The organism is Salinicoccus sp. Bachu38, assembly GCF_038561955.2.
GTDB lineage: Bacteria > Bacillota > Bacilli > Staphylococcales > Salinicoccaceae > Salinicoccus > Salinicoccus bachuensis.
Genome location: NZ_CP138333.2, coordinates 514068 through 535254 on the forward strand (window position 1 = coordinate 514068; position 21187 = coordinate 535254).

Here is a 21187-nt window from a genome sequence, read left to right on the forward strand (position 1 = left end):
CTCGCCCCCCATCACACAGCAGACAATAAAAAGAGCCTGTTCTCCAGTTTTTTGGAGAACAGGCTCTTCATTTTGAAACCTATTCTTTTCTTCTGTCATTCTTCATCTTGTCGATCAGGCGTTCCATCTCTTCGATGTAGTCCCTTTCTGTATCGCGGGACTCCGCGGAGGATGTATCTTCATACACTTTTGGCGCATCGTAATCTGGCGCTTCCGATTTTGTCACGTCTGAATTATAGTCGTATTCGTTTTCGGGCTGTGCCGCTTCCTCTTCACGCTTCTGTGCATCGATCTCCTTCTGGGTGATGATTTCACCTTCCGGAGTCATGTACTTCTTGTTCATCTTGCGTGTTTCACTGTCGAAGTAGCTGTAGATGATCGGAATGATGAACAGTGTCAGGAACGTACTGCTGACGAGACCGCCGATGACGACGATGCCCATCGGCGCGATGAGCTCTGCACCTTCTCCGATGCCGATGGCGAGCGGCAGCATGCCGAGTGCAGTCGTCAGTGCGGTAATGACGATCGGACGGAAACGGTCCTGGACACTCTTCTCGATTGCTTCCAGCACCGGCATGCCTTTTTCCTTCTGCTGGTTGATGTAGTCGACGAGCAGTATCGAGTTGTTGACCACGATACCGAGCAGCAGGATGATGCCAACAAAGGCAATGAGACTGAGCGGGTTGTTTGTGATGAGCAGTGAGAACATCACACCGATGATGCTGAGCGGCAGTGTGAAGATGACGACGAATGGGTGCTTGAATGATTCGAACTGTGCCACCATCACGAGATAGATGAATATGATCCCGAGTGCGATGGCAAGGACGAGCTGAGGCATCGCATCCGTCAGCATTTCAAGGTCGCCGCCGATTGAAGTCTCGGTTTCATCGCTGAAGTCTGCATCATCAACGATGGATTCAACGTGGCTGCCTGCTTCGTTCAGGCTCATGTCAGAAGAATAGCTGACCGTAAGCTCGCTCGTTTCGCGCTGGTCATCACGGTTGATGAGCGGCAGCATTTCCGCTTCTTCAAGTTCAGCCACATCTCCGACGGAGACATATTCCCCCTGGCTGTTGGCAATCTGGATATTCTGAAAGGCATCCACACTGGAGAGGACGCTTTCCGGATATTTGACGTTGATCGTGAGGTAGTCGTCGCCTTCGTCCACAGTGGAGGCGGAAACACCGTTTGTCGCTTCGTAGATCGATGTTCCGATCTCGGCTGGCTGCAGACCGTTCTCACGTGCAGCCGCACGGTCGACGCGGACTTGGAGTTCCTCAATCATGGTTTCACGGCTGGATGTGACGTCTTCAATCTCACCGTCGTCTTCCAGTGCTTCGATGATGATGTCCTCGGACTCCTTCAGGCGGTCGGAGTTCTCATCCGCCACATTCAGGGTCAATGTGTTCGGATTCGATCCGGTACCCGCCTGTGACATCGGATTGACGCTGATGTCTGCAGACTGGTCGACGTTTTCGATTTCGCTTTCGATTTCGCGGATGAACTCATTGGTCGTTACATTGCGTTCACCTGCGTCGACGAGGGTAGCCATGACGTTTCCGACATTGCTTTCATCGACTGGACTCATCGTGGACGATGAACCGATGGTGCTCATGTAGATATCGACTTCGGAGTATTCCTCGAGCTTATCCTCTATCAGTCCGACCGTCTCTTCAGTATCGGAGAGGATGGCGTCCTGTGGCATTTCGACTTCAACCATCAATGTACCTTCGTCACTCTCCGGCAGCAGGTCGATACCCTGGATATAGATGCCGATGGCACCGATGACCAGTATGAGTGCTGTCAGGAGCAGAACGAGCATGCGGTGGGCGAGTGTCCATCGGGAGAGCTTCCTGAGCCCTCTCATATAAGATCTGTTCTGGCGCTTCCTCTCTTCGTTTTCGTCCGGCGCCTTGAGGATTCGGCTGGCGATCATCGGTACGACAGTCAGTGCCACGAAAAGGGAGGCGAGCAGACTGGATACCACTGTGATGGCAAATGGTGTGAACAGCTGTCCGACCAGTCCGCTGACGAATACGACCGGCAGGAACACAGCGGCTGTCGTCATGGAAGAGGCGGTGATGGCCGCTGCAACTTCCTTGGCGCCATCGCTTGCCGCCTGTCTCGGTGTTTTGCCCATGGACAGATGGCGGTATATGTTTTCAATGACGACGACTGCGTTGTCGACAAGCATCCCGATTCCGAGCGCCAGTCCGCCGAGCGTCATCATGTTGATGCTGATGTCGGTGAAGTACAGCAGTGCAAATGTCGTAATCACGGAAAACGGAATTGCGATTCCGATGATCAGTGGGGATTTCAGGTTGCGCAGGAAGGCGAACAGTACGACCATCGCAAGGATGGCCCCGCTGATCAGTGACAGGTAGACGCTGTTGACGGCGACATCAATGTATTCACCTTCATCGTACAGTGTCTCCACCGTCAGGTTTTCAAACTCTTCCGTATCAAGCTGTTCCTCAAGGACGGAACGGAACTCACTGTTGACCGTCGATGCGTTCGCATCGGAGGACAGGCTCATTTCAATCTGCATCGCATCGTCCTGGTTCAGGCGTGTGATGACGTTGTTGTCCTGTTCATTTATTGCAACATCGGCCACGTCATCAAGTGTGACGGTGCCGGCGTCTTCAGGGAGATCGATCAGCACGAGTTCCTGGAGGGCTTCCACGCCGTCGATGCTGCTCACCGTACGTGTCGATATGGCCTCCTGGGATTCTTCATTGACGATGGTCGCGTTAGGAATGGAGATGTTGTTGGCTTCGATGATTCCGGCAACATCACTCTGGCCCATCTGATACTCCTCGAGCGCCTCCGTATCCAGGGTGACGGCGATCTCTTCGGTGATGTTCCCGGTTTCACTGATGGAGGCGACACCATTGATGTTTTCGAGTTCCCCGATGAGGTCATCGACCTGTCCCTGGAATTCGCTGACACTTTCATTTTCCGATGTGACGGCAAGCGTCATGCTTGGGAACATCGTGATGTCGAATTCAAGGAAGGAAGGGTCCCCGGCCTGGTCCGGCAGGTTCACATTCTCGATTGTCCGTGTGATTTCATTTTCGACTTCGTCTATGGTCATGTCATAGCCGAATTCGAGCAGGATGATGGACGAACTCTCCTGTGACTGGGAGGAGATGTTCGACAGGCCGCTGAGGGTCGACAGCTCCGCTTCAAGCGGTTCGGTGACATCCTCCATCACCTCTTCAGGTCCGGCGCCCTGATATGTGGTTGCCACCGCAGCGATCGGCGGCTGTACATTCGGCAGAAGCTGGAGCGGGAGGCGGGTCAGCGAAACGGCCCCCAGCAGGATCAGTATGATCATTACTACGATGGTGAACTTGGGTCTCTTTATTGAAAAATCCGCTAGCTTCAAATATTTTCACTCCTATTTAGTTTGAAAAAGAATGTTTAAATCCAACAACATGTTGTACAATACTCAATAATAGTTAAATTATAGATGTGATTCAATATACAATCCACTGCGAAGTGTTGAAAAGGAGTATGAATATGTCGAAATTAAGTCGGAAAGAGGCGACGAGGAAAAATCTTCTCGAAGCATTCTGGTCGCTCTACATCGAGAAGCCATTGGAAAAGATCACCGTCAAGGAGATTACGGACCTTGCGGGCTATAACAGAGGTACTTTCTATACATATTTTTCTGATGTCTACGAAGTGCTGGAAATACAGAAGGCCACAGTGATGCCGACAGAGGACATGATTCTCGACCCTTTGAAGGAGATACGGGATAACGGAGGGAAGATAAAGGAGTCCCTGAACGGTGTATCCGACTATATGAAGGAGCATGGCGACCGCATCGCCATCCTGCTGGGCCCCGAGGGGGACCCCAAATTCCCGCATGAGATGAAGGCGCGGGTGCGGAACATCATCATGAACTTCGTGCACGAACTGGGTATAAGGGAAGCCGCAGAATACGAATACATCATCGAATACCATATATCCGGCATGATCAACATGTATCAGCTGTGGGTGGAAAATGGACAGAACATTTCGGAGTGTGAACTGAGTGCGCTGTATGACCGGGTAGCGCATATCGGCACATTGAACATCACCAACAGCATGCTGAACGACCGCTAGTTATATCCGTCCGTAGGGGTTTCAAGTTGAATCATTTCAAGTACGGCGCCTCCAGGTCTATAATTGTTCCATATGCGAATATTGGACAAGGAGCGGTTATGATGAAATATGATTTCGATACACCGATAAACAGAAGGAACACCTATGCCATGAAATGGGATGGGGGAGAACTGATCAAGGAATTTGGACTGACGGAGCGCTATGACGAAGATACGATTCCGCTGTTCACGGCAGACATGGACTTCCAGGTGGCCGAACCGGTCGTCGAGGCATTGAGGAAGACGGTGGACCACCAGATCTTCGGCTATACGATTGCGCCGCCCGCCTACTATGAAGCCATACAGAAGTGGTTCTCGGACAAGTACGGCTGGGAGATCGGCAAGGAGGAGATCATCTATGCCCCGGGTACGGTGCATTCCCTGAACATTGCGGTAAAGGCATACTCCGAAAAGGGCGACGGCGTCATCATCCAGCGTCCGGTATATCCGCCATTCACGTCGGCGGTCGAAGGCAACGGCCGTACAGTGAAGAACAATAGGCTGAAGCGGGAGGAATCGGGACATTATCGCATCGATTTCGAGGATTTCGAGAAGCTTGCGAAAGAGGACGATACATCCATGTTCATCATGTGCAACCCGCACAATCCGACGGGCAACATCTTCCAGCCTGAAGACCTTGCGCGCCTGGCCGACATCTGCCATGAAAATGGCGTCACCATCATCGCGGATGAAATCCATGGGGACCTCATCCGCATCGGGGAGACGTTCACGCCGATCGTCAAGGCCTCAGCCCACACGGATCACATCGTTACGCTGACGGCCATCAACAAGACGTTCAACCTTGCCGGCCTGCACTGTACGAATGTGGTGATTACAGATGAAGGATTGAGGAAGAAGTTCCAGGAGGAGCAGGGCATGAGCCTGCCGAGTCCATTTACAGTATCCGCACTCATCGCCGCCTACACGGAAGGGGACGAATGGCTCCGTCAGGTCAGGGAGTACATTGATGGCAACATCGACTTCGTGATCGACTTCCTGTCGCGCGAAATGCCGAAGGTCAAAGTCGAACGTCCGGCGGGCACATATGTGCTGTGGATGGATTTCTCGGGCTACGGCATCCCGCAGGAGGAAGTGCATGACCGCATCTACAACAGGGCCAACGTGCTGCTTGAGGATGGAAAGATGTTCGGCGAGGAAGGCAATGACTTCCAGAGGATCTGTGTACCTTCTCCAAGATCCGTGCTCGAAGAGGCGCTGAAGCGCATCGCGTATGAGTTCCGCGACCTGCATTAGGGCCTGTTTCAGAGTGTAGTGTGGAAACCGGGAAAAATTTTTTCCGATTTTGGGTTGTAATTGTGAAGTGACTGTATTATGATAATATTCAATCAATTGAATAGCCTTTGATTGAAGAAGAGAAGTAGCAATTTCTCCATGCTGAAGAGAGCCGGTGGATGGTGCGAACCGGTGCAATGATATTGTGAATGGACTTCTGTATAACCGGCTGCCGAAATCATGTAGGCACCGGCGTCTTTCCAACGTTACATGGTTGATGCGGAGGCAGATGCGTCCGTATCTCGAGTGGGCCGGTCACGACCGGTCAATAAAGGTGGCACCACGGCTCCCCGTCCTTTTTCAGAGACAGGGGAGCCTTTTTGTATAGAAAATGGAATAGAACGCATATCAGAACAAGTAGTGGAGCACCGCATGGCACAGAGAGTCGGGGAAGCTGGAAACCGATGCATGCATGTTCTGTGAATGGGCCTGATCGGGATGCGTCCGTCCGCCGCACGTTACGCGGCAAGAGCAGGGGTCCCGATGGACCCAATGCGAGGTGGCACCGCGGTGAAATCGTCCTCCATAGACCATATTGGTTCATGGAGGATTTTTTATATTCTGGGAGGGAAAAATGATGAAATCAGAAGCAGTCAATCCAACAGTTAAAAGAAGTATGAAACCATATCTGGCGAAATTGTCCGAACGTGAGGATCTGACTTTCGAGGAGATGTCGGAAGCGGTATCGATCCTGCTGCTGGATGCAGTCAGCGACAGTGAGATCGCAGCGCTCCTCATGGCACTGAAGGCGAAAGGCGAGACGGTGGAGGAGATTGCGGCACTCGTCGAAGTGCTGCGCAGGCATGCGATGCCGATCCGGCGCCATATCGAAGGTGTGATGGACAACTGCGGAACGGGTGGTGATGGCTCCAACAGCTTCAACATCTCGACGACATCAGCCTTTGTACTGGCAGGGGCAGGCGTGAAGGTCGCCAAGCACGGCAACCGCAGCATCACAAGCAAGACGGGCAGTTCGGATGTACTGGGTGAGGTCGGTGTATCGCTGACCTTCGACACCGAAGATATCGATACCCTGCTCGACAAGAACGACATCGCATTCCTTTTTGCGCCCCATGCCCATCCAAAGATCAAGCAGATCATGAAAGTGCGGCATGACCTGAAGGTGCCGACCATCTTCAACCTGATCGGACCGCTGATCAACCCGGTGGCACTGGACTACCAGTTCCTCGGTGTCTACCGCAGGGACAAGGTGGAGATGATGGCCCAGGTGCTGAAGCGTCTCGGCAGGAAGCGCGCTGTAGTCATCAACGGAGCAGGTTCGATGGACGAGGCATCGCTGCTCGGTGAAAACCACATGACGATACTTGCTGACGGCGAGATCACCAATGTGACGTTCACTCCGGAATCGGTCGGCCTGCCGGCATATTCGAAGGAAGCGATCACCGGCGGCGACAGCGGGGAAAATGCACAAATTCTCCTTAATGTCCTTTCGGGCCGGGCCACGCCGGCCCAGCGCGATACGGTCCTTCTGAATGCGGGGCTCGGACTGTTCAGTGCCGAGCGGGCACAGACGATCGAGGAAGGCATCGAAAAGGCGCGGGAAAGCATCGATTCAGGCAGGGCACTTGCAAAACTAAATCATCTGATTACCTATACACAAGAAGGCGGGATATAAAAATGGCGGCAATACTCGAAGAGATCATTTCACATAAACGCATTGAAATAAAGTCACTGGATACCCAGCAGATCATCCGGAACCGGAAGCCGGTCTCCTTCAGGGAGCGGCTTGAAGCCTCAGACACGATGGCCGTCATCGGAGAGGTGAAGCGGGCGTCGCCTTCAAGAGGGGACATCAACATCAACATCAAGCCGGAAGGGCAGGCGGCAAAGTATGTGTCCGGCGGCGTGGACGCGATTTCCGTACTGACGGACAAGAACTACTTCAAAGGATCCATGAGGGACCTTGAGGCGGTGAAATGCGCCGTCGGCGTGCCGGTATTGAATAAGGACTTCATCATCGACGAGCGGCAGATCGACCGGGCGTACCTGTATGGCGCCGATGTCATCCTGCTCATCGTGGCAGCCCTCGACGATGCTGCGCTCAAGCGCCTGTACGATTACGCCGGGACCTATGGCCTGGAATCGATCGTCGAAGTCCACACAGAAGCAGAGATGGAGCGGGCGCTCGCGATAGGCCCCGAGCTCATCGGCGTCAATAACCGGGACCTCAAGACATTCGAAGTGGATGTCGCAAATACCGAACGGCTGCTCGCAAAATATGGAGATGCCTCCACGCACTTCATTGCAGAGAGCGGCATAAAAACTGAAGCGGATGCCGAACGCATGCGGGATGCAGGTGCAAGTGCACTGCTTGTGGGCGAGACACTGATGCGTGCTGCGCAGCCGGACGCGACCATCCGGTCACTCAAGGTGCCGCGCAGATGAAGATTAAAATCTGCGGCATCCAGTCGGTGGAAGCGGCCCGGTGGGCAGTGGAAGCAGGTGTGGACATGATCGGTCTGATGTTCGCCGACAGCCGCCGGAAGATTGATGTCCAGCAGGCGCGTGAAATCGTCCGTGCCGTCGGGGGTGACATAGAAAGTACCGGTGTCTTTGTCAATGCACCAATCGATGAAGTGAAGAGGATATATGAGACGGTCGGCCTGGATTACGTCCAGCTGCACGGGGACGAACCACGGACATACGTTGAAGCGCTGGATATTCCCACAATTAAAGCCTTCTCCATCCGTCAGACGGATATCCGGGAGATGTTCCGCTACAGTGCAGACTATATACTGGTCGACAGTCCGCCGGGCAAGTACCGGGGCGGTACCGGCCACACCTTCGACTGGTCGGCGCTTGATCATCCGGACGTGGACCAAAGCCGCCTCATTCTGGCGGGCGGCATCAACAGCGGCAATATACGGCAGGCATATGAAGCCGTATCACCGGCATATGTCGACATCTCAAGCGGCGTGGAGACAGATGGTGTGAAAGACAGGAAGAAAATATTCGAATTGACCGAACAGATGAAAGGTGTGCATATAAATGAAACAGATCTACACTCAGCCGAATGAAAACGGCCACTATGGAGAATACGGCGGCAGATATGTCCCGGAAACACTGATGGGTGCCATCAAGGAACTGGAGGTGGAATATAAATCTGCCCAGTACGATGAAGCATTCCAGCAGGAGCTCAACCACTACCTGAAGGACTATGTCGGCAGGGAATCCCCGCTCTATCATGCAGCGCATCTGTCGAAGAAGGCGGGCGGCGCCAAAATCTACCTCAAGCGCGAAGACCTGAACCATACGGGGGCACATAAAATCAACAATACGATCGGCCAGGCGCTGCTCACGAAACGGATGGGCAAGAAGAAGGTCGTTGCCGAAACGGGCGCCGGCCAGCACGGGGTGGCGACAGCGACGGTATGTGCTCTGCTGGATCTGGAATGCGTGGTCTTCATGGGCAAGGAGGATGTGAAGCGCCAGGAGCTGAACGTCTTCCGGATGGAGCTGCTCGGCGCCAAAGTCGTCAGCGTCGACCAGGGCAGGGGCACGCTCAAGGACGCCGTCAACGAAGCGCTGCGCTACTGGGTCGCGAATGTCGAGGATACGCACTACATCCTCGGTTCGGCGATGGGACCGCATCCGTTCCCGCAGATCGTCAGGGACCTGCAGTCGGTCATCGGCAAGGAGACGAAGCAGCAGATGCTCGACAAGGAAGGCAGGCTGCCTGATGCGGTCGTAGCGTGCATCGGCGGGGGGAGCAATGCCATCGGCATGTTCCACCCATTCATCGATGACAGTGATGTCCGTCTTGTCGGCGTCGAGGCATCCGGCCATGGCATACCATCCGGAGAGCATGCGGCTTCCTTGAACGAGGGGCATGTCGGCATCCTTCACGGCGCCAAGATGCACCTGCTGCAGGATGAGGCGGGCCAGGTGCAGGAGGCCTACTCCATTTCAGCCGGCCTGGACTACCCGGGCATCGGACCGGAGCACAGTCACCTGAAGGATATCGAACGGGCGGAATATGAACATGTGACGGACGAGGAGGCGCTCGAAGCCTTCAAACTCCTGTCGCATACCGAAGGCATCATCCCGGCACTGGAGAGTGCCCATGCGGTATCGCACGCAATGAAGATGGCGGCAGGGATGTCACCGGATGAAATACTGGTCATCTGCCTGTCGGGACGCGGAGACAAGGACGTGGCACAGATCAAGGCACGAGAGGAAGGAAGGGAACTATGAGCAGAATGGAATTGGAAAAGGCATTCGGCACACTAAAGGCACAGGACGAGAAGGCGTTCATCGCATACATCATGGCGGGCGACGGCGGTCTCCAGAATCTGAAGGGCCAGATACAGTCGCTTGAAGCAGCCGGAGTATCGATCGTGGAGCTCGGCATCCCATTTTCAGACCCCGTTGCAGATGGCCCGGCCATACAGGCGGCCGGCCAGCGCGCACTGGCACAGGGCGTCACGCTCGAGAAGGTACTGGCAGAACTTGCACGGATCCGTCAGGAGGTCTCCATCCCGGTCGTAATCATGACCTATGCCAATCCGGTGCTGCGCCTTGGTGCCGACCGTTTCGCGACACTGGCACATGAGGCGGGCGTTTCAGGCGTCATCATCCCGGATGTGCCCCTCGAGGAAGAGAAGGAATTTGGAGCGCCCCTTGCGAAGTATGACATCGCGATGATCCGCTTCATCACACTGACCAGCTCGGAAGCGCGCATCAAGGAAGTCATCGAAGGCGCTGAAGGCTTCATCTATGCAGTGACGGTCAATGGTACGACCGGCGTGAGGGACGGATTCGAAGACTCCCTCTACGACCACCTCGAGAAGATCAGCCGTGCAAGTGATGTGCCGGTGTGTGCAGGTTTCGGCATCAATGATGCCCAGCAGGCCGAGAAGATCGGTGCACACTGCGATGGTGTCATCGTCGGCAGCCGCATCGTCAACCTGCTGAACGCGGGACGGGCGGAAGAAATAAAGTCGCTCATCCCGGGAAATAGGGATGTTGCGGCAAATGCGTCAAAATAATTGAAATGGGTTCCTGTTTTTATCTACAATGTGAATGAGGGATAAACTTTTTGGAGGATACCTATGACACATATTAAATTCGATTATTCAAATGCAACATCATTCATGAGTGAAGAGGAGCTGTCAGGACTCGCACCTTTCGTTTCAAGCGCACATGATATGATCCACAAAGGCACAGGCGCCGGCAGTGATTTCCTCGGCTGGGTGGACCTTCCCGAAAACTACGACAGGGAAGAATTCTCCCGCATCCGCCAGTCTGCAGAAAAGATCCGCTCGGACTCCGATGTGCTGGTTGTCATCGGTATCGGCGGTTCCTACCTCGGGGCGAAGGCGGCAGTTGAAATGCTGACGCCGACATTCGGCCAGGATGGGCCCGAAATCATATTCGCGGGACATCATCTCTCGAGCCATTATATGAATGAACTCAAGGCCTATCTGAAGGACAAGGACTTTTCGATCAATGTCATCAGCAAGTCCGGCACGACGACCGAACCTGCCATTGCGTTCCGCGTCTTCAAAAAATTGCTCGAGGAGAGATACGACAGTCCGGCAGAACGCATCTATGTGACGACTGACAAGGAGAAGGGCGCGCTCAATACGCTCGGACGTGAAAAGGGATATGAAATGTTCGTCGTACCGGATGATGTCGGCGGCAGATATTCGGTGCTGACGGCAGTGGGACTGCTGCCGATTGCGGCCGCAGGCATCGACATCGAAAAGATGATGGAAGGTGCACAGGGCGCAATGGGCGACCTCGCGGAGGAATCGCTCGAAAAGAACCCGGCATACCAGTATGCGGTGGTCCGCAATGCCCTCTACAACAAGGGTTACGATGTGGAGATGCTGATCAACTATGATGCGCGCCTCTCCTACTTTGGAGAATGGTGGAAGCAGCTCTTCGGCGAAAGTGAAGGCAAGGACAACAAGGGCATCCTGCCGCACAGTGCCAACTTTACGACGGACCTCCACTCACTCGGCCAGTATATCCAGGAGGGCAGGCGCATGCTGATGGAGACGGTCATCAATGTGGAGACGCCCGAGAGCGATGTGACGATCGAAGCGGAAGAACAGGATCTGGACGGCCTGAACTACCTCGAAGGCATGACGGTGGACGAAGTGAACCATCAGGCCATGAGGGGGACGATACTCGCCCACGTGGATGGTGGCGTGCCGAACATGATTGTGAATGTGCCGAAGTTTGATGCATATACATTCGGCTACATGGTCTATTTCTTTGAAACCGCCTGTGCGATGAGCGGGTACCTGCTCGGTGTCAATCCGTTCAACCAGCCGGGCGTTGAAGCATACAAGCAGAACATGTTTGCACTCCTCGAAAAATCAGGATTTGAGGACCTGCGAAAACAATTGAATGACAGACTCAAATAAAAATTATATAATTGGAAGATACTCAGGCTATATTACACTGTAATATAGCCTTATTAAATGTGCGAGGTTATGTGTGTGGAACTGGAAACACTGTTGGAAAAATTGACGACCCAGGAAGGGTTGGAGTCACTGTTCGAAGAGGTGGAAGCACTCGGCATCATCGTGGGCTTCCTGCTTGCACTGGGCGAGGCCTTCCTCCCCTTCCTTCCGCTATTTGCCATTGTCATCATCAACATCAATTCGTATGGCTTCATATTGGGCTTCCTGTCGAGCTACTCGGCCACTGTACTCGGAAGCTATCTGGTATTCCTCACCGTCAGGTATTTCTTCAGAAAACCGGCGCAGAGGTATATACTGAAGCATGAGCGGCTCAGGAAGATGCTGGACTTCATCGACCTGAAGGGCTTCTCGTTCCTGCTGATTCTGCTGTCCCTGCCGTTTACGCCAAGTTCAATCATCAATGTGATTGCGGCTTTATCCAATATGAAAAAAACCGTATACTTATCTATATTGATTGTAGCAAAAGCGATTATGATTCTGCTGATGTCAATCGTCGGATATGACATCACATCATTTTTCACTTCACCGCTGCAGTTGACGCTGTCAGTCGTCTTCCTTGTGGTACTCTATTTCTTCTCGAAATGGTACCAGAAATATATAAACCGTAAACTAGAGAAACAGGGGTGAAGTTGAATGAAGAAGGAAATAGGCGAATGGCTGGTTGCGATCCTGATTGCTGTCGTGCTCATCGTCCTGATCCGGTCATTTCTTTTCGTCTCCTATACAGTGGACGGGCTCAGCATGGACCCGACCTTTGAAGACGAGGACCGGGTGGTTGTAAACAAGCTTGTGGACAATTTTGGCGAATATGAAACGGGCGATGTCATCGTCTTCCATTCGGAAGCGGGACCCGCCTATGTCAAGCGCATCATCGGTACGCCTGGGGATACGGTGACGATGGAGGACAAGCAGGTCTATGTGAATGGAGAGCCGCTGGAAGAGGATTACGTGGTGCACAGAACAGATTCGTACATGGATAACTTTACGCTCCAGGACCTTGGGGTCGAGGGGGATACCATACCGGAAGGGCAGTATCTCGTGCTTGGGGACAACAGGCCGCTGAGCCGCGACAGCCGCGACTTCGGGGTGGTCGATGAATCCCAGATTGTCGGGGAAGTACAGCTCAGATTCTGGCCATTCAACAGGATTGCAGTAAATTTTGAATAAAAAAGGCACCCCGCCGGGGTGTCTTTTGTCTACTCATAAGGAGTGAAATACATGGGAATCAATATTTGGACGGGAATCAGTGGCACCGGAAAGACGCAGCGCATGTTCGATGAGATAGACGCCATCACCAGTGAGGCGCCGCTCGGCTCGAGCATCTATATCATTACCCCCACGCAGAACACATTGAGGTATGAGAACATCATCACCAACCCGACAGGACAGAACCCGAGTGTCGGAAGCCTGCGTACCGCGGTCTTCAGTTTTGCACGTCTGATGTGGCATGTCTTCAATGAGACGGGCCATTCCACACGGGATGCACTGTCGGAGAGCGGCCATATCATGCTGCTCCATAAGATGATGAACGAGATGAAATCGGAGTTCGATTTCTACCGGGACAGTGCACAGTACATAAAATTCTCGGGGAAGGTGCTGGATATGCTGAGCGAATTCCGCGCCTACCGTGTGTCGCCGGATGATTTCGGCCGCATCGAGACACCGTCCGGACGAATCCGCGACAAGATGCATGACCTCGAACTCATCTACCGCAATTGGGAGCAGCGAATCACGCAACTCCAGATCGAGGACATCAACTTGGCGGACCAGTTCATCGACCTGCTGTATTCGGATACACCGATCCGTTCGCTTGAGGATGCCGTCATCTATATCGACGGTTTCCACAACTTCACGGAAAGCGAATTCGCACTGATTCAGGCGCTTGAGACGCGGGTCAGGGAAATCAACCTGCTGCTGACCCACCAGGGGACGAACAAGCAGCTGTTCAGAAAGACGGATTCCGTCATCGAACGCATGCGCTACCATATGGGCGATCACAGGCTCTCCTTCGAGCATTTCGGGGAGGAATTCAGGCGCTCTGAGAGGAATGGACTCATCCAGGTCGAACGGTACTTCGACCGTAGCGAAGACATCTACGACTATGATGGCGTCATCTTCACCGAGGCACCGAACGTCCTCGAGGAGGTCAATGACGTGGCCCGGGAGATCGAGTCGCTCGTCTTCGACGGCAAGGCCTACTATACGGATATCGGTGTACTCTACCGGGACGCCAACTATGAGCCGGTGCTCCAGTCGGTCTTCCGCCGGTATGGCATCTCCTATCACATTGACCAGAAAGTGCCCATGCATTCTCACCCGTTCATCCAGTTCATTATGAGCATCCTGGAGTGCTACATGAGGAACTATGAATTCGGCGCATTCATGAATGTCCTGAAGACGGGCTACCTGTGCGAAGCGTCCGAACGCCACTACATCGATCAGCTTGAGAACTTCGCGCTGGAGCGCGGGCTGAGCGGGTCCGCGCTGTTTGATGACGAACAGTTCCGCTACCATACCGAGGTGACGGATGAAGGCATCAGGCGGGTGGACAAAAGTGAAGCCTATGCCGGTATGATCGCCTTCAAGAATGAAGTGCTCGGAAAACTCGAAAAGATCTTCAGGGAATTCAGGAAGGACGGCACGGTGCGCGACTACATCAACGTCATCTATGACTTCATCGTGGACGAGGGCATCATCGAGGTGCTTGCTGAAGAGATGAAGGCACTCGATGAAAGGAATGCGATACAGACGCGGGATGAGACCGAGCAGGCCTACAACATGTTCGTCCGTCTGCTTGATGATGCCTATACGGTGTTCGATGATGAAAAGGTGCCATTCGCGCTTTTCTATGAAACTTTCATCGATGGCCTGAAGAATGCGGAGTTCAGCCTGCTGCCATCGACGATCGACCAGGTGATGGTCGGCTCCCTCGACCTGTCTAAGGTGGAGAACAAAAAATACATCTTCATCATCGGTCTGAACCGGGACGTTATGCCGCGGGAGAGCCGCAATACGGAAATCATCTCGGATGAGGAGAAGACGGTGTTTGAACATGCAGACATCGAGCTCTCTCCAAGCTCCAGGACCCTTGCGCAGGATGAGCGCTTCGTCTTCTATCTCGGGGTGACCCGGGCGACGGAGGGGCTCTACCTCAGCTGGTCGGGCACTCTGCCATCCGGTGAAGCCACGAAGGTCAGCCCATTCCTTGAGGAGCTGATGCCCGGTGAGGCGCGGGTGAAGCACTACGAATACAGACGGACGGCAGAATACGACCGCTTCAACCCGTCCCGTCTGATCACATCCATAGAAAGCATGGAGCCGCTTCTGCACCTGAAAGTGCGGGAGATGATGACCGCCCCCGTCAGGAGGCCGGAAGAATTCCTTGAACTGCCGGAGTACAGGGGGTGGATCGAAGCCTACCATGTACTGATGAAGGAGCGCTGGCACGATGTGTATCCGCGCCTCAAGCGCAACCTGACCTATGACAACCGGGCAGATCCGCTGACGCGCGAAGCGGCAGAGGCACTCTATACCGCCGAAATGAATGCCAGCGTCTCGAGGTTCGAATCGTTCTTCAGATGTCCATTCCAGCATTTCAGCCGATATGGCCTGAAGCTCAAGGTGCGTAAACCGTATCAGGTGGCCCCGCTCGAACTCGGCAACCTGTATCATGAGGTGCTCTATGATGTCGTCAAGTCACTCGACTATACGCTGCTCCACCCGGACGCACGGATCCGCGAACAGGTGGCCGAATCCATCGAGCGATTTTCGCAGGCCATCCAGTTCGGCATATTCGAGCATACCGGATACTATAAATCCCTAAAATCGAGAGCCCGCGACGCCATCATCAAACTGCTCATGTTCATGAAGGACATCGAGGCGCTCGGGCACTACAGGATCGCCGATGTCGAGCTGTCATTCGGTTTCAGGGACAGTCCGATGGAGGAGGTCACGCTGACGAGCAATGACGGCTACCGGATCCACCTGCGCGGGAAGATCGACCGCGTCGACATGTACGAGACGAAGGACGGGGCCTATGTCAACCTGATCGACTATAAATCGAGCACCCGCAGCATCTCGCGGGAAGGCGTCCTGAACGGACTGGAGCTGCAGATGATGACCTACATGCATGTGCTGATGGACCAGGGGAGGGGACACTTCGGCAAGGAGAAGATCATGCCGAACAGCATGCTCTTCTTCCCGGTCAGGGATCCGCTGCTCTCACTCGACGACGAAGCCGCCCTCGAGGTTGCAGAATCCGAACACAAGAAGCGCATGCGGCCAGATGGCGTATTCATCAATGAACATGAAGCATACGACAGCCAACTTGATGAAACATCCATCGGAATCCAGGGAATGCTTGCGGACCTGGATGATTTCAAGGCATACAACAGGTATCTGCCGATTTCCGTATCGAAGAACGGAAAGATCAATGCACGGACAAAGAGCAAATACTTCAGTCCGGAGCTGTTCCGGCATTATGCCGACCGCATCATGGACATGTACAGGAATGCAACGGATGAGATTTATGGCGGTGAGGTCCTCGCGTCGCCGATGGCGACGGACGCCGGAAACACCCGGCTGGCATGTGAAATGTGCGACTTCAAGTCTGCATGCCACATCGATGCGCTGATGAACCGCCAGGATATACGGAAGAATGAATTGGACGAGGAAGCAGTCAGCCTATTTGAAAGTGAGGTGTCCATCGATGGTCCAGTGGACAGATAAACAGCTTGAAGCCATTGAATATGAAGGATCGGATGTGCTGGTAGCCGCAGCAGCGGGCAGCGGAAAGACGACGGTCCTGGTTGAACGCATCATCCGCAAGATCCTCATGGGCCGCTACAGCATCGACGAAGTATTCGTCGCCACCTTCACCAACATGAGCGCGCGGGACATGAAGGACAAGATCGAAAAGGCATTGCGCAAGGCGTATGGGGAGAAGCGGGATCCGGCCATCTACACCGAGATGCTCAAGCTGAAGGAGGCGCATATCTCCACACTCCACAGCTTCTGCCTGCACCTCATACAGATGCACTACAATACGGTCGGCCTGTCCCCGGACATGCGGACGCTCGGGGATGTCGAGATGAAGATCCGCCTGGACCAGGTGATATCCAATGTGCTCGAATCCTACTATGCGGAAGGGACGGAGGATTTCAACACGCTTTCGATGATGCTGTCGACCGACAAGAACAATGACGGGCTGCTGAATACGATCCGCGACCTGTACTATACGGCCGTGGCAAGCCCCGATCCGGAAGGCTACCTGGAGGGGAACATCGACCAGTATCTGAATGAAGATCACCTGCAGGATATTCTGGATGCGCACAACCACAACATAAAACTGAAGCTCGAAGCCCTGATGGCCGATATCGACCAGCTGCGCGACCACTATCATGTGGTGACGCATGAATCGATCAAGGAAACGCAGGTCCGGGATGCCTTCGATGCCCTCGAGGGACTCGGCCGCACCGTCATGCGGGCGATGGAGGAGAACCGGGGCGGGCGGCCGGTTGAACTGCCGCCGTTCGGTCTCAAGGATGGCCGCTCTGCATTCATCAGGAACATTGAAGACCCGGATGCCAAAGCGCAGCTGCTCGCAATCCAGAACCGGGTGAAGAAGCGGTACGCGGAAATCAGGGAAACTCCCGCCTATACGCTCCAGCGTGTAAGTGATGAACTCGCCCCTCTGAACGGCTACAGCAATACCCTGATCGATATCGTCGCAGAAGTCATCACGCGATTCCGCAAACAGAAGCTCTCGCGCAATGAAATGGACTTCTCCGACTATGAACATTATGCACTGGCCATCCTCAATGCGGCTGATGGGGCGGTCCGTTCGATGTACCAGCAGCAGTTCAAGGAGATCATGATCGATGAATACCAGGACATCAACCGTGTCCAGGAAGCCATCATCCAGTCCCTGAAAAGCGGGGATGAAGCGACGGGCAACCTGTTCATGGTGGGGGATGTCAAACAGTCCATCTACAAATTCAGGCAGGCGGACCCATCCCTGTTCATCGAAAAATCCGAACGCTTCCGTGAGCCCGGCAGCGGCAGGGTCATCAGCCTGAACCACAACTTCCGCTCCCGGGGGGAAGTGATCGACCTGACGAATACAGTATTTGAACGCATCATGGACAGGGAAGTCGGAGAGGTGGAGTACGATGAGACACACCGCCTCGTCCAGGGAAACTACCTGGATACGGCACCACTCGCCTCGGAATGCCACATCATCGAGGATGCCGAGGGCAAGGGGGAGGATGCGGAAATCCTCCATATCGTCCAGGTGGTGAAGCACCTCAGGAAATCGGGGGCGGACTACCGGGACATCGTGATACTGACACGGAATACCAGGGATAACGAAGCATACCGCAAGCTGCTCTCCGAAGCGGAACTGCCGGTGTTCGTCAACAACCGCTCCGGCTATCTCGACACTCTGGAAATCCGTACGATGATCAGCCTCCTGTCCATCGTCGACAATCCGCTCCAGGATGATCACCTGGTCGGTGTCATGCGCCTGCCGATGTTCAACTTCTCGGAGAATGATATCGCACTCATCCGGGCCGCGTCCGACCGGGAATACATGTACGAAGCCCTCGTCAGCTACGGGGGGCCGGCCCTCGTGATGAAGAAGATAGAAGAGTTCCTGGCCACGCTCCGGACGCTGCAGGACTATGCAAGATACATGAGTGTGCCGGAGTTGATCGATGAAATCTATCTGGAGCTCAACATCCTGGAGTATTTCGCAGGCCTCAAGGGCGGCCTCACACGGCGTGCCAATCTGAACGGCTTTGTGGAGAAGGCGATGGATTTCGAGAAGATGTCCCACCTTTCCCTGTATGAATTCATCACCTACATCGACCGCATGATCCAGGATGGTCAGGATTTCGGGGAGGAGAACACGGTCTCCGATGATGCGGATACGCTCCGCGTAATGACGATCCATGCATCCAAGGGACTCGAATTCAACTACGTCATCTATGCCGGTCTGCACAGGCAGCTGAACATGATGGATGTCATGAAGAAGGTGACGATCCATCCGGGTGGGGGCATCGCCTTCAAACGCTTCATACCGGAGCACCAGGTGCTCCTGCCGAGCATCCATGCCCAGGTCGTCAAACAGATGATCCAGCAGGAACGCATCAGTGAGGAGATGCGTCTGGTCTATGTGGCATTGACGCGGGCCATCGACCAGCTGATCATCCCGCTCGTCTACAAGGGGGAGATGAAGGAGAAATTCACCTACGAAGGCGGCAAGGTCCATGCAGACGACAGGCTCTCCATCCGCAGCATCCAGGATCTTCTGGCACCGGTGCTCGTCAATACGCAGATGGATGCACTCGAGGTGCATAATATCGAGGAAGTGGAGGCAGAACCACAGGCCGTAGAATACACTTCCCTTGAAGAGCTGGAGGACTTGAAGATCAGCGGGAACCAGCTGCTGAAGGAACGCATCCTCCACCGGTATCCGCACAGGGAGGCGACCGAGACGGTATACAAGGAGTCCGTGACGGAAATCAAGCGCCGCAACGAAACGCCGCCTGATGACAGTGCCGTCATCAGGCATGATCGTACGCCGAACTTCCGTGCACCGAACTTCCGCAACGAATCGCTCGATGCACCGGTTTTCGGGACGATGATGCACCAGATGATGATGCATCTGCTCAACCGCTACGATGCCCTGCGCACGCTGGATGAGGAAGAACAGGCGGCATTCATCGAACGGATGATCTTCGAACAGACGGCGGACGACCCGCTGATCACCCCGGCGCACCAGAAGCAGATGATCCGGAACATCCACCAGTTCCTGGCGGATGACACGATGCGGCAGCTGCTCAGGGATCAGCAGTCGATCCATACGGAAATCCCGTTCATCATGAACCAGAAGGCCATCGGCTATTCCGGTTTCGACCGGCAGATGGTGCAGGGGATCGTCGATGCGCTCCTCGAGATGGACGATGATTTCGTCATCATCGACTATAAGACGGACCGGGTGGCGCACACCGGTCTGAATGAAGCCGACCTCGTGGAAAAGTACCGTACGCAGATGGATATATACAGGCGCTCAATAATGCAGGCGCTCAGGAAAGATGTTACGGTATATCTATATTTCTTTGACTATGGAGCGATTAAATTTGATAACTGACAGCACACGTTCAAGCATTATCCTCGGCATCCTGTTCTTCGGTGTACTGCTGATGAACGGCCTCTATTTCATGATGCCCTATGAAGCGTTGAACCCTTATGAATACTTGAGCGGCAGCAATCTGAGCACCTTCCAGGTGCTGGATATCTTCATCGGCGGAGCCATCGTGCCGCTTGTGGCCCTGTCCACAGGCTATCTCATCCATGCCTTCAGGCATTACGGCATCGGCAACCTTGCCAAAGTGGCGGCTTTCGTGCTGGCACTCGGCATCGTCCAGACTTTCTTCATCTTCGCCTTCGACTTCCTGCCCGGTCTGGCGCTGATGGCACTGGTTGCGCTGCTCTTCCTGAAGGCGCACTGGGCGGTATCCCTCATTTCGGCGATGCTGCTGTTCCTCTTCCATCTGACTGCCAACGTCCTTGTCGGCTTCTTTGCAAGCATCGGCTCGCCGACCGACATCATCTATACGGCCCTGCAGGATGTCCAGGAGTTCACGAGTGTCTTCAGGAGTACGGATTACTTCGCAATCATTGCACTGAACATCGAACTGTTCTCAAGAAATGTGATCAGTGAAATGTACGGGCTCCTCTTCACCGTGCTGCCATGGCTGCTTGTGGGCATCAGCCTCGGACAGCTCAATATTGTCCGCTTCATCCGGTCGAATCCGGTGATGCACATCATCCTCTTCGTCGTGCTCGCCGGCGGCGGAATGGCGGTCAAGATGATCCAGGTGCTGACACTCGGCAGCTACAGCGGCCGCCTTCTGGCAGAAAACTTCGGCGGGCCCGTACTCGCCCTCGGTTATTTCCTGCTGCTGATGTACCTTACGGTCGCCGTACCGCCTGCCATCCTGGAAGTGTTCAGGCGCACGGGCAGATATGCACTGACCCTGTATATCCTGTCCAACATCGTGTTCATGCTGATATTCTATGGAATTGGCGCCGGTCTGTATGGGGAAATGGAAATTTCCACCATGATTTGGACGGCACTCGTCGTCCATGTTTTCGTGGTGGTGCTCGCCACGGTCATGCACCGGTACCGGATCAGAAGCATCGAGGATTTATTTACGAATAATTCTGAAAATGGAATCAACAGATAGACATTGTCTGTTATAATGAAGTAAATACACACATAAGGAG

14 protein-coding genes and 1 other annotated feature are annotated in these 21187 nt (G+C 54.1%); of the genes, 13 read left to right on the top strand and 1 reads right to left on the bottom strand.

Annotated features, from left to right (window positions below):
* Positions 1 to 79: 79 nt before the first annotated feature.
* Positions 80 to 3388 (bottom strand): efflux RND transporter permease subunit, encoded by a 3309-nt coding sequence (locus RQP18_RS02705; RefSeq protein ID WP_342388625.1) that lies wholly within the window; start codon positions 3386 to 3388, stop codon positions 80 to 82.
* Between the two features lie 134 nt (positions 3389 to 3522).
* Here RQP18_RS02705 and RQP18_RS02710 point away from each other — a divergent pair, with 134 nt between their 5' ends.
* From RQP18_RS02710 to RQP18_RS02770, 13 genes are all read left to right on the top strand, one after another.
* Positions 3523 to 4110 carry a TetR/AcrR family transcriptional regulator gene (locus RQP18_RS02710; protein WP_342388626.1) on the top strand — a complete coding sequence of 196 codons (588 nt, stop codon included), beginning with the start codon at positions 3523 to 3525 and terminating at the stop codon, positions 4108 to 4110.
* 98 nt (positions 4111 to 4208) lie between these two features.
* The gene (locus RQP18_RS02715) at positions 4209 to 5402 is read left to right on the top strand and encodes a MalY/PatB family protein (RefSeq protein ID WP_342388627.1); all 1194 of its coding nucleotides are present in this window, start codon (positions 4209 to 4211) and stop codon (positions 5400 to 5402) included.
* Positions 5403 to 5504: 102 nt separating this feature from the next.
* Positions 5505 to 5742: a binding site (T-box leader), on the top strand.
* Positions 5743 to 6057: 315 nt separating this feature from the next.
* Positions 6058 to 7077, top strand: coding sequence for an anthranilate phosphoribosyltransferase (gene trpD / locus RQP18_RS02720; RefSeq protein ID WP_342389359.1), 1020 nt, complete (start codon positions 6058 to 6060; stop codon positions 7075 to 7077).
* A gap of 2 nt (positions 7078 to 7079) precedes the next feature.
* Positions 7080 to 7847 (top strand): indole-3-glycerol phosphate synthase TrpC, encoded by a 768-nt coding sequence (trpC, locus tag RQP18_RS02725; RefSeq protein ID WP_342388628.1) that lies wholly within the window; start codon positions 7080 to 7082, stop codon positions 7845 to 7847.
* A complete protein-coding gene (locus RQP18_RS02730) occupies positions 7844 to 8479 on the top strand; it encodes a phosphoribosylanthranilate isomerase (protein ID WP_342388629.1) in 636 nt (211 codons plus the stop codon). Before trpC ends, RQP18_RS02730 begins: the two co-directional genes overlap by 4 nt.
* The gene (trpB, locus tag RQP18_RS02735; RefSeq protein WP_342388630.1) at positions 8451 to 9656 is read left to right on the top strand and encodes a tryptophan synthase subunit beta; all 1206 of its coding nucleotides are present in this window, start codon (positions 8451 to 8453) and stop codon (positions 9654 to 9656) included. The genes RQP18_RS02730 and trpB overlap by 29 nt, the downstream gene beginning before the upstream one ends.
* Positions 9653 to 10450: a tryptophan synthase subunit alpha gene (trpA, locus tag RQP18_RS02740; protein ID WP_342388631.1), complete on the top strand. Its 798-nt coding sequence runs from the start codon at positions 9653 to 9655 to the stop codon at positions 10448 to 10450. Before trpB ends, trpA begins: the two co-directional genes overlap by 4 nt.
* Positions 10451 to 10513: 63 nt before the next feature.
* A complete protein-coding gene (locus RQP18_RS02745) occupies positions 10514 to 11836 on the top strand; it encodes a glucose-6-phosphate isomerase (RefSeq protein WP_342388632.1) in 1323 nt (440 codons plus the stop codon).
* Positions 11837 to 11905: 69 nt separating this feature from the next.
* Positions 11906 to 12523: a TVP38/TMEM64 family protein gene (locus tag RQP18_RS02750; protein ID WP_342388633.1), complete on the top strand. Its 618-nt coding sequence runs from the start codon at positions 11906 to 11908 to the stop codon at positions 12521 to 12523.
* A gap of 6 nt (positions 12524 to 12529) precedes the next feature.
* Positions 12530 to 13063, top strand: coding sequence for a signal peptidase I (gene lepB, locus RQP18_RS02755; protein WP_342388634.1), 534 nt, complete (start codon positions 12530 to 12532; stop codon positions 13061 to 13063).
* 51 nt (positions 13064 to 13114) lie between these two features.
* A complete protein-coding gene (locus RQP18_RS02760; protein ID WP_342388635.1) occupies positions 13115 to 16624 on the top strand; it encodes a PD-(D/E)XK nuclease family protein in 3510 nt (1169 codons plus the stop codon).
* Positions 16605 to 20048 (top strand): helicase-exonuclease AddAB subunit AddA, encoded by a 3444-nt coding sequence (gene addA / locus RQP18_RS02765; RefSeq protein WP_342388636.1) that lies wholly within the window; start codon positions 16605 to 16607, stop codon positions 20046 to 20048. Before RQP18_RS02760 ends, addA begins: the two co-directional genes overlap by 20 nt.
* The gene (locus RQP18_RS02770; RefSeq protein ID WP_342388637.1) at positions 20038 to 21147 is read left to right on the top strand and encodes a DUF418 domain-containing protein; all 1110 of its coding nucleotides are present in this window, start codon (positions 20038 to 20040) and stop codon (positions 21145 to 21147) included. Before addA ends, RQP18_RS02770 begins: the two co-directional genes overlap by 11 nt.
* The last annotated feature ends 40 nt before the right edge of the window (positions 21148 to 21187 follow it).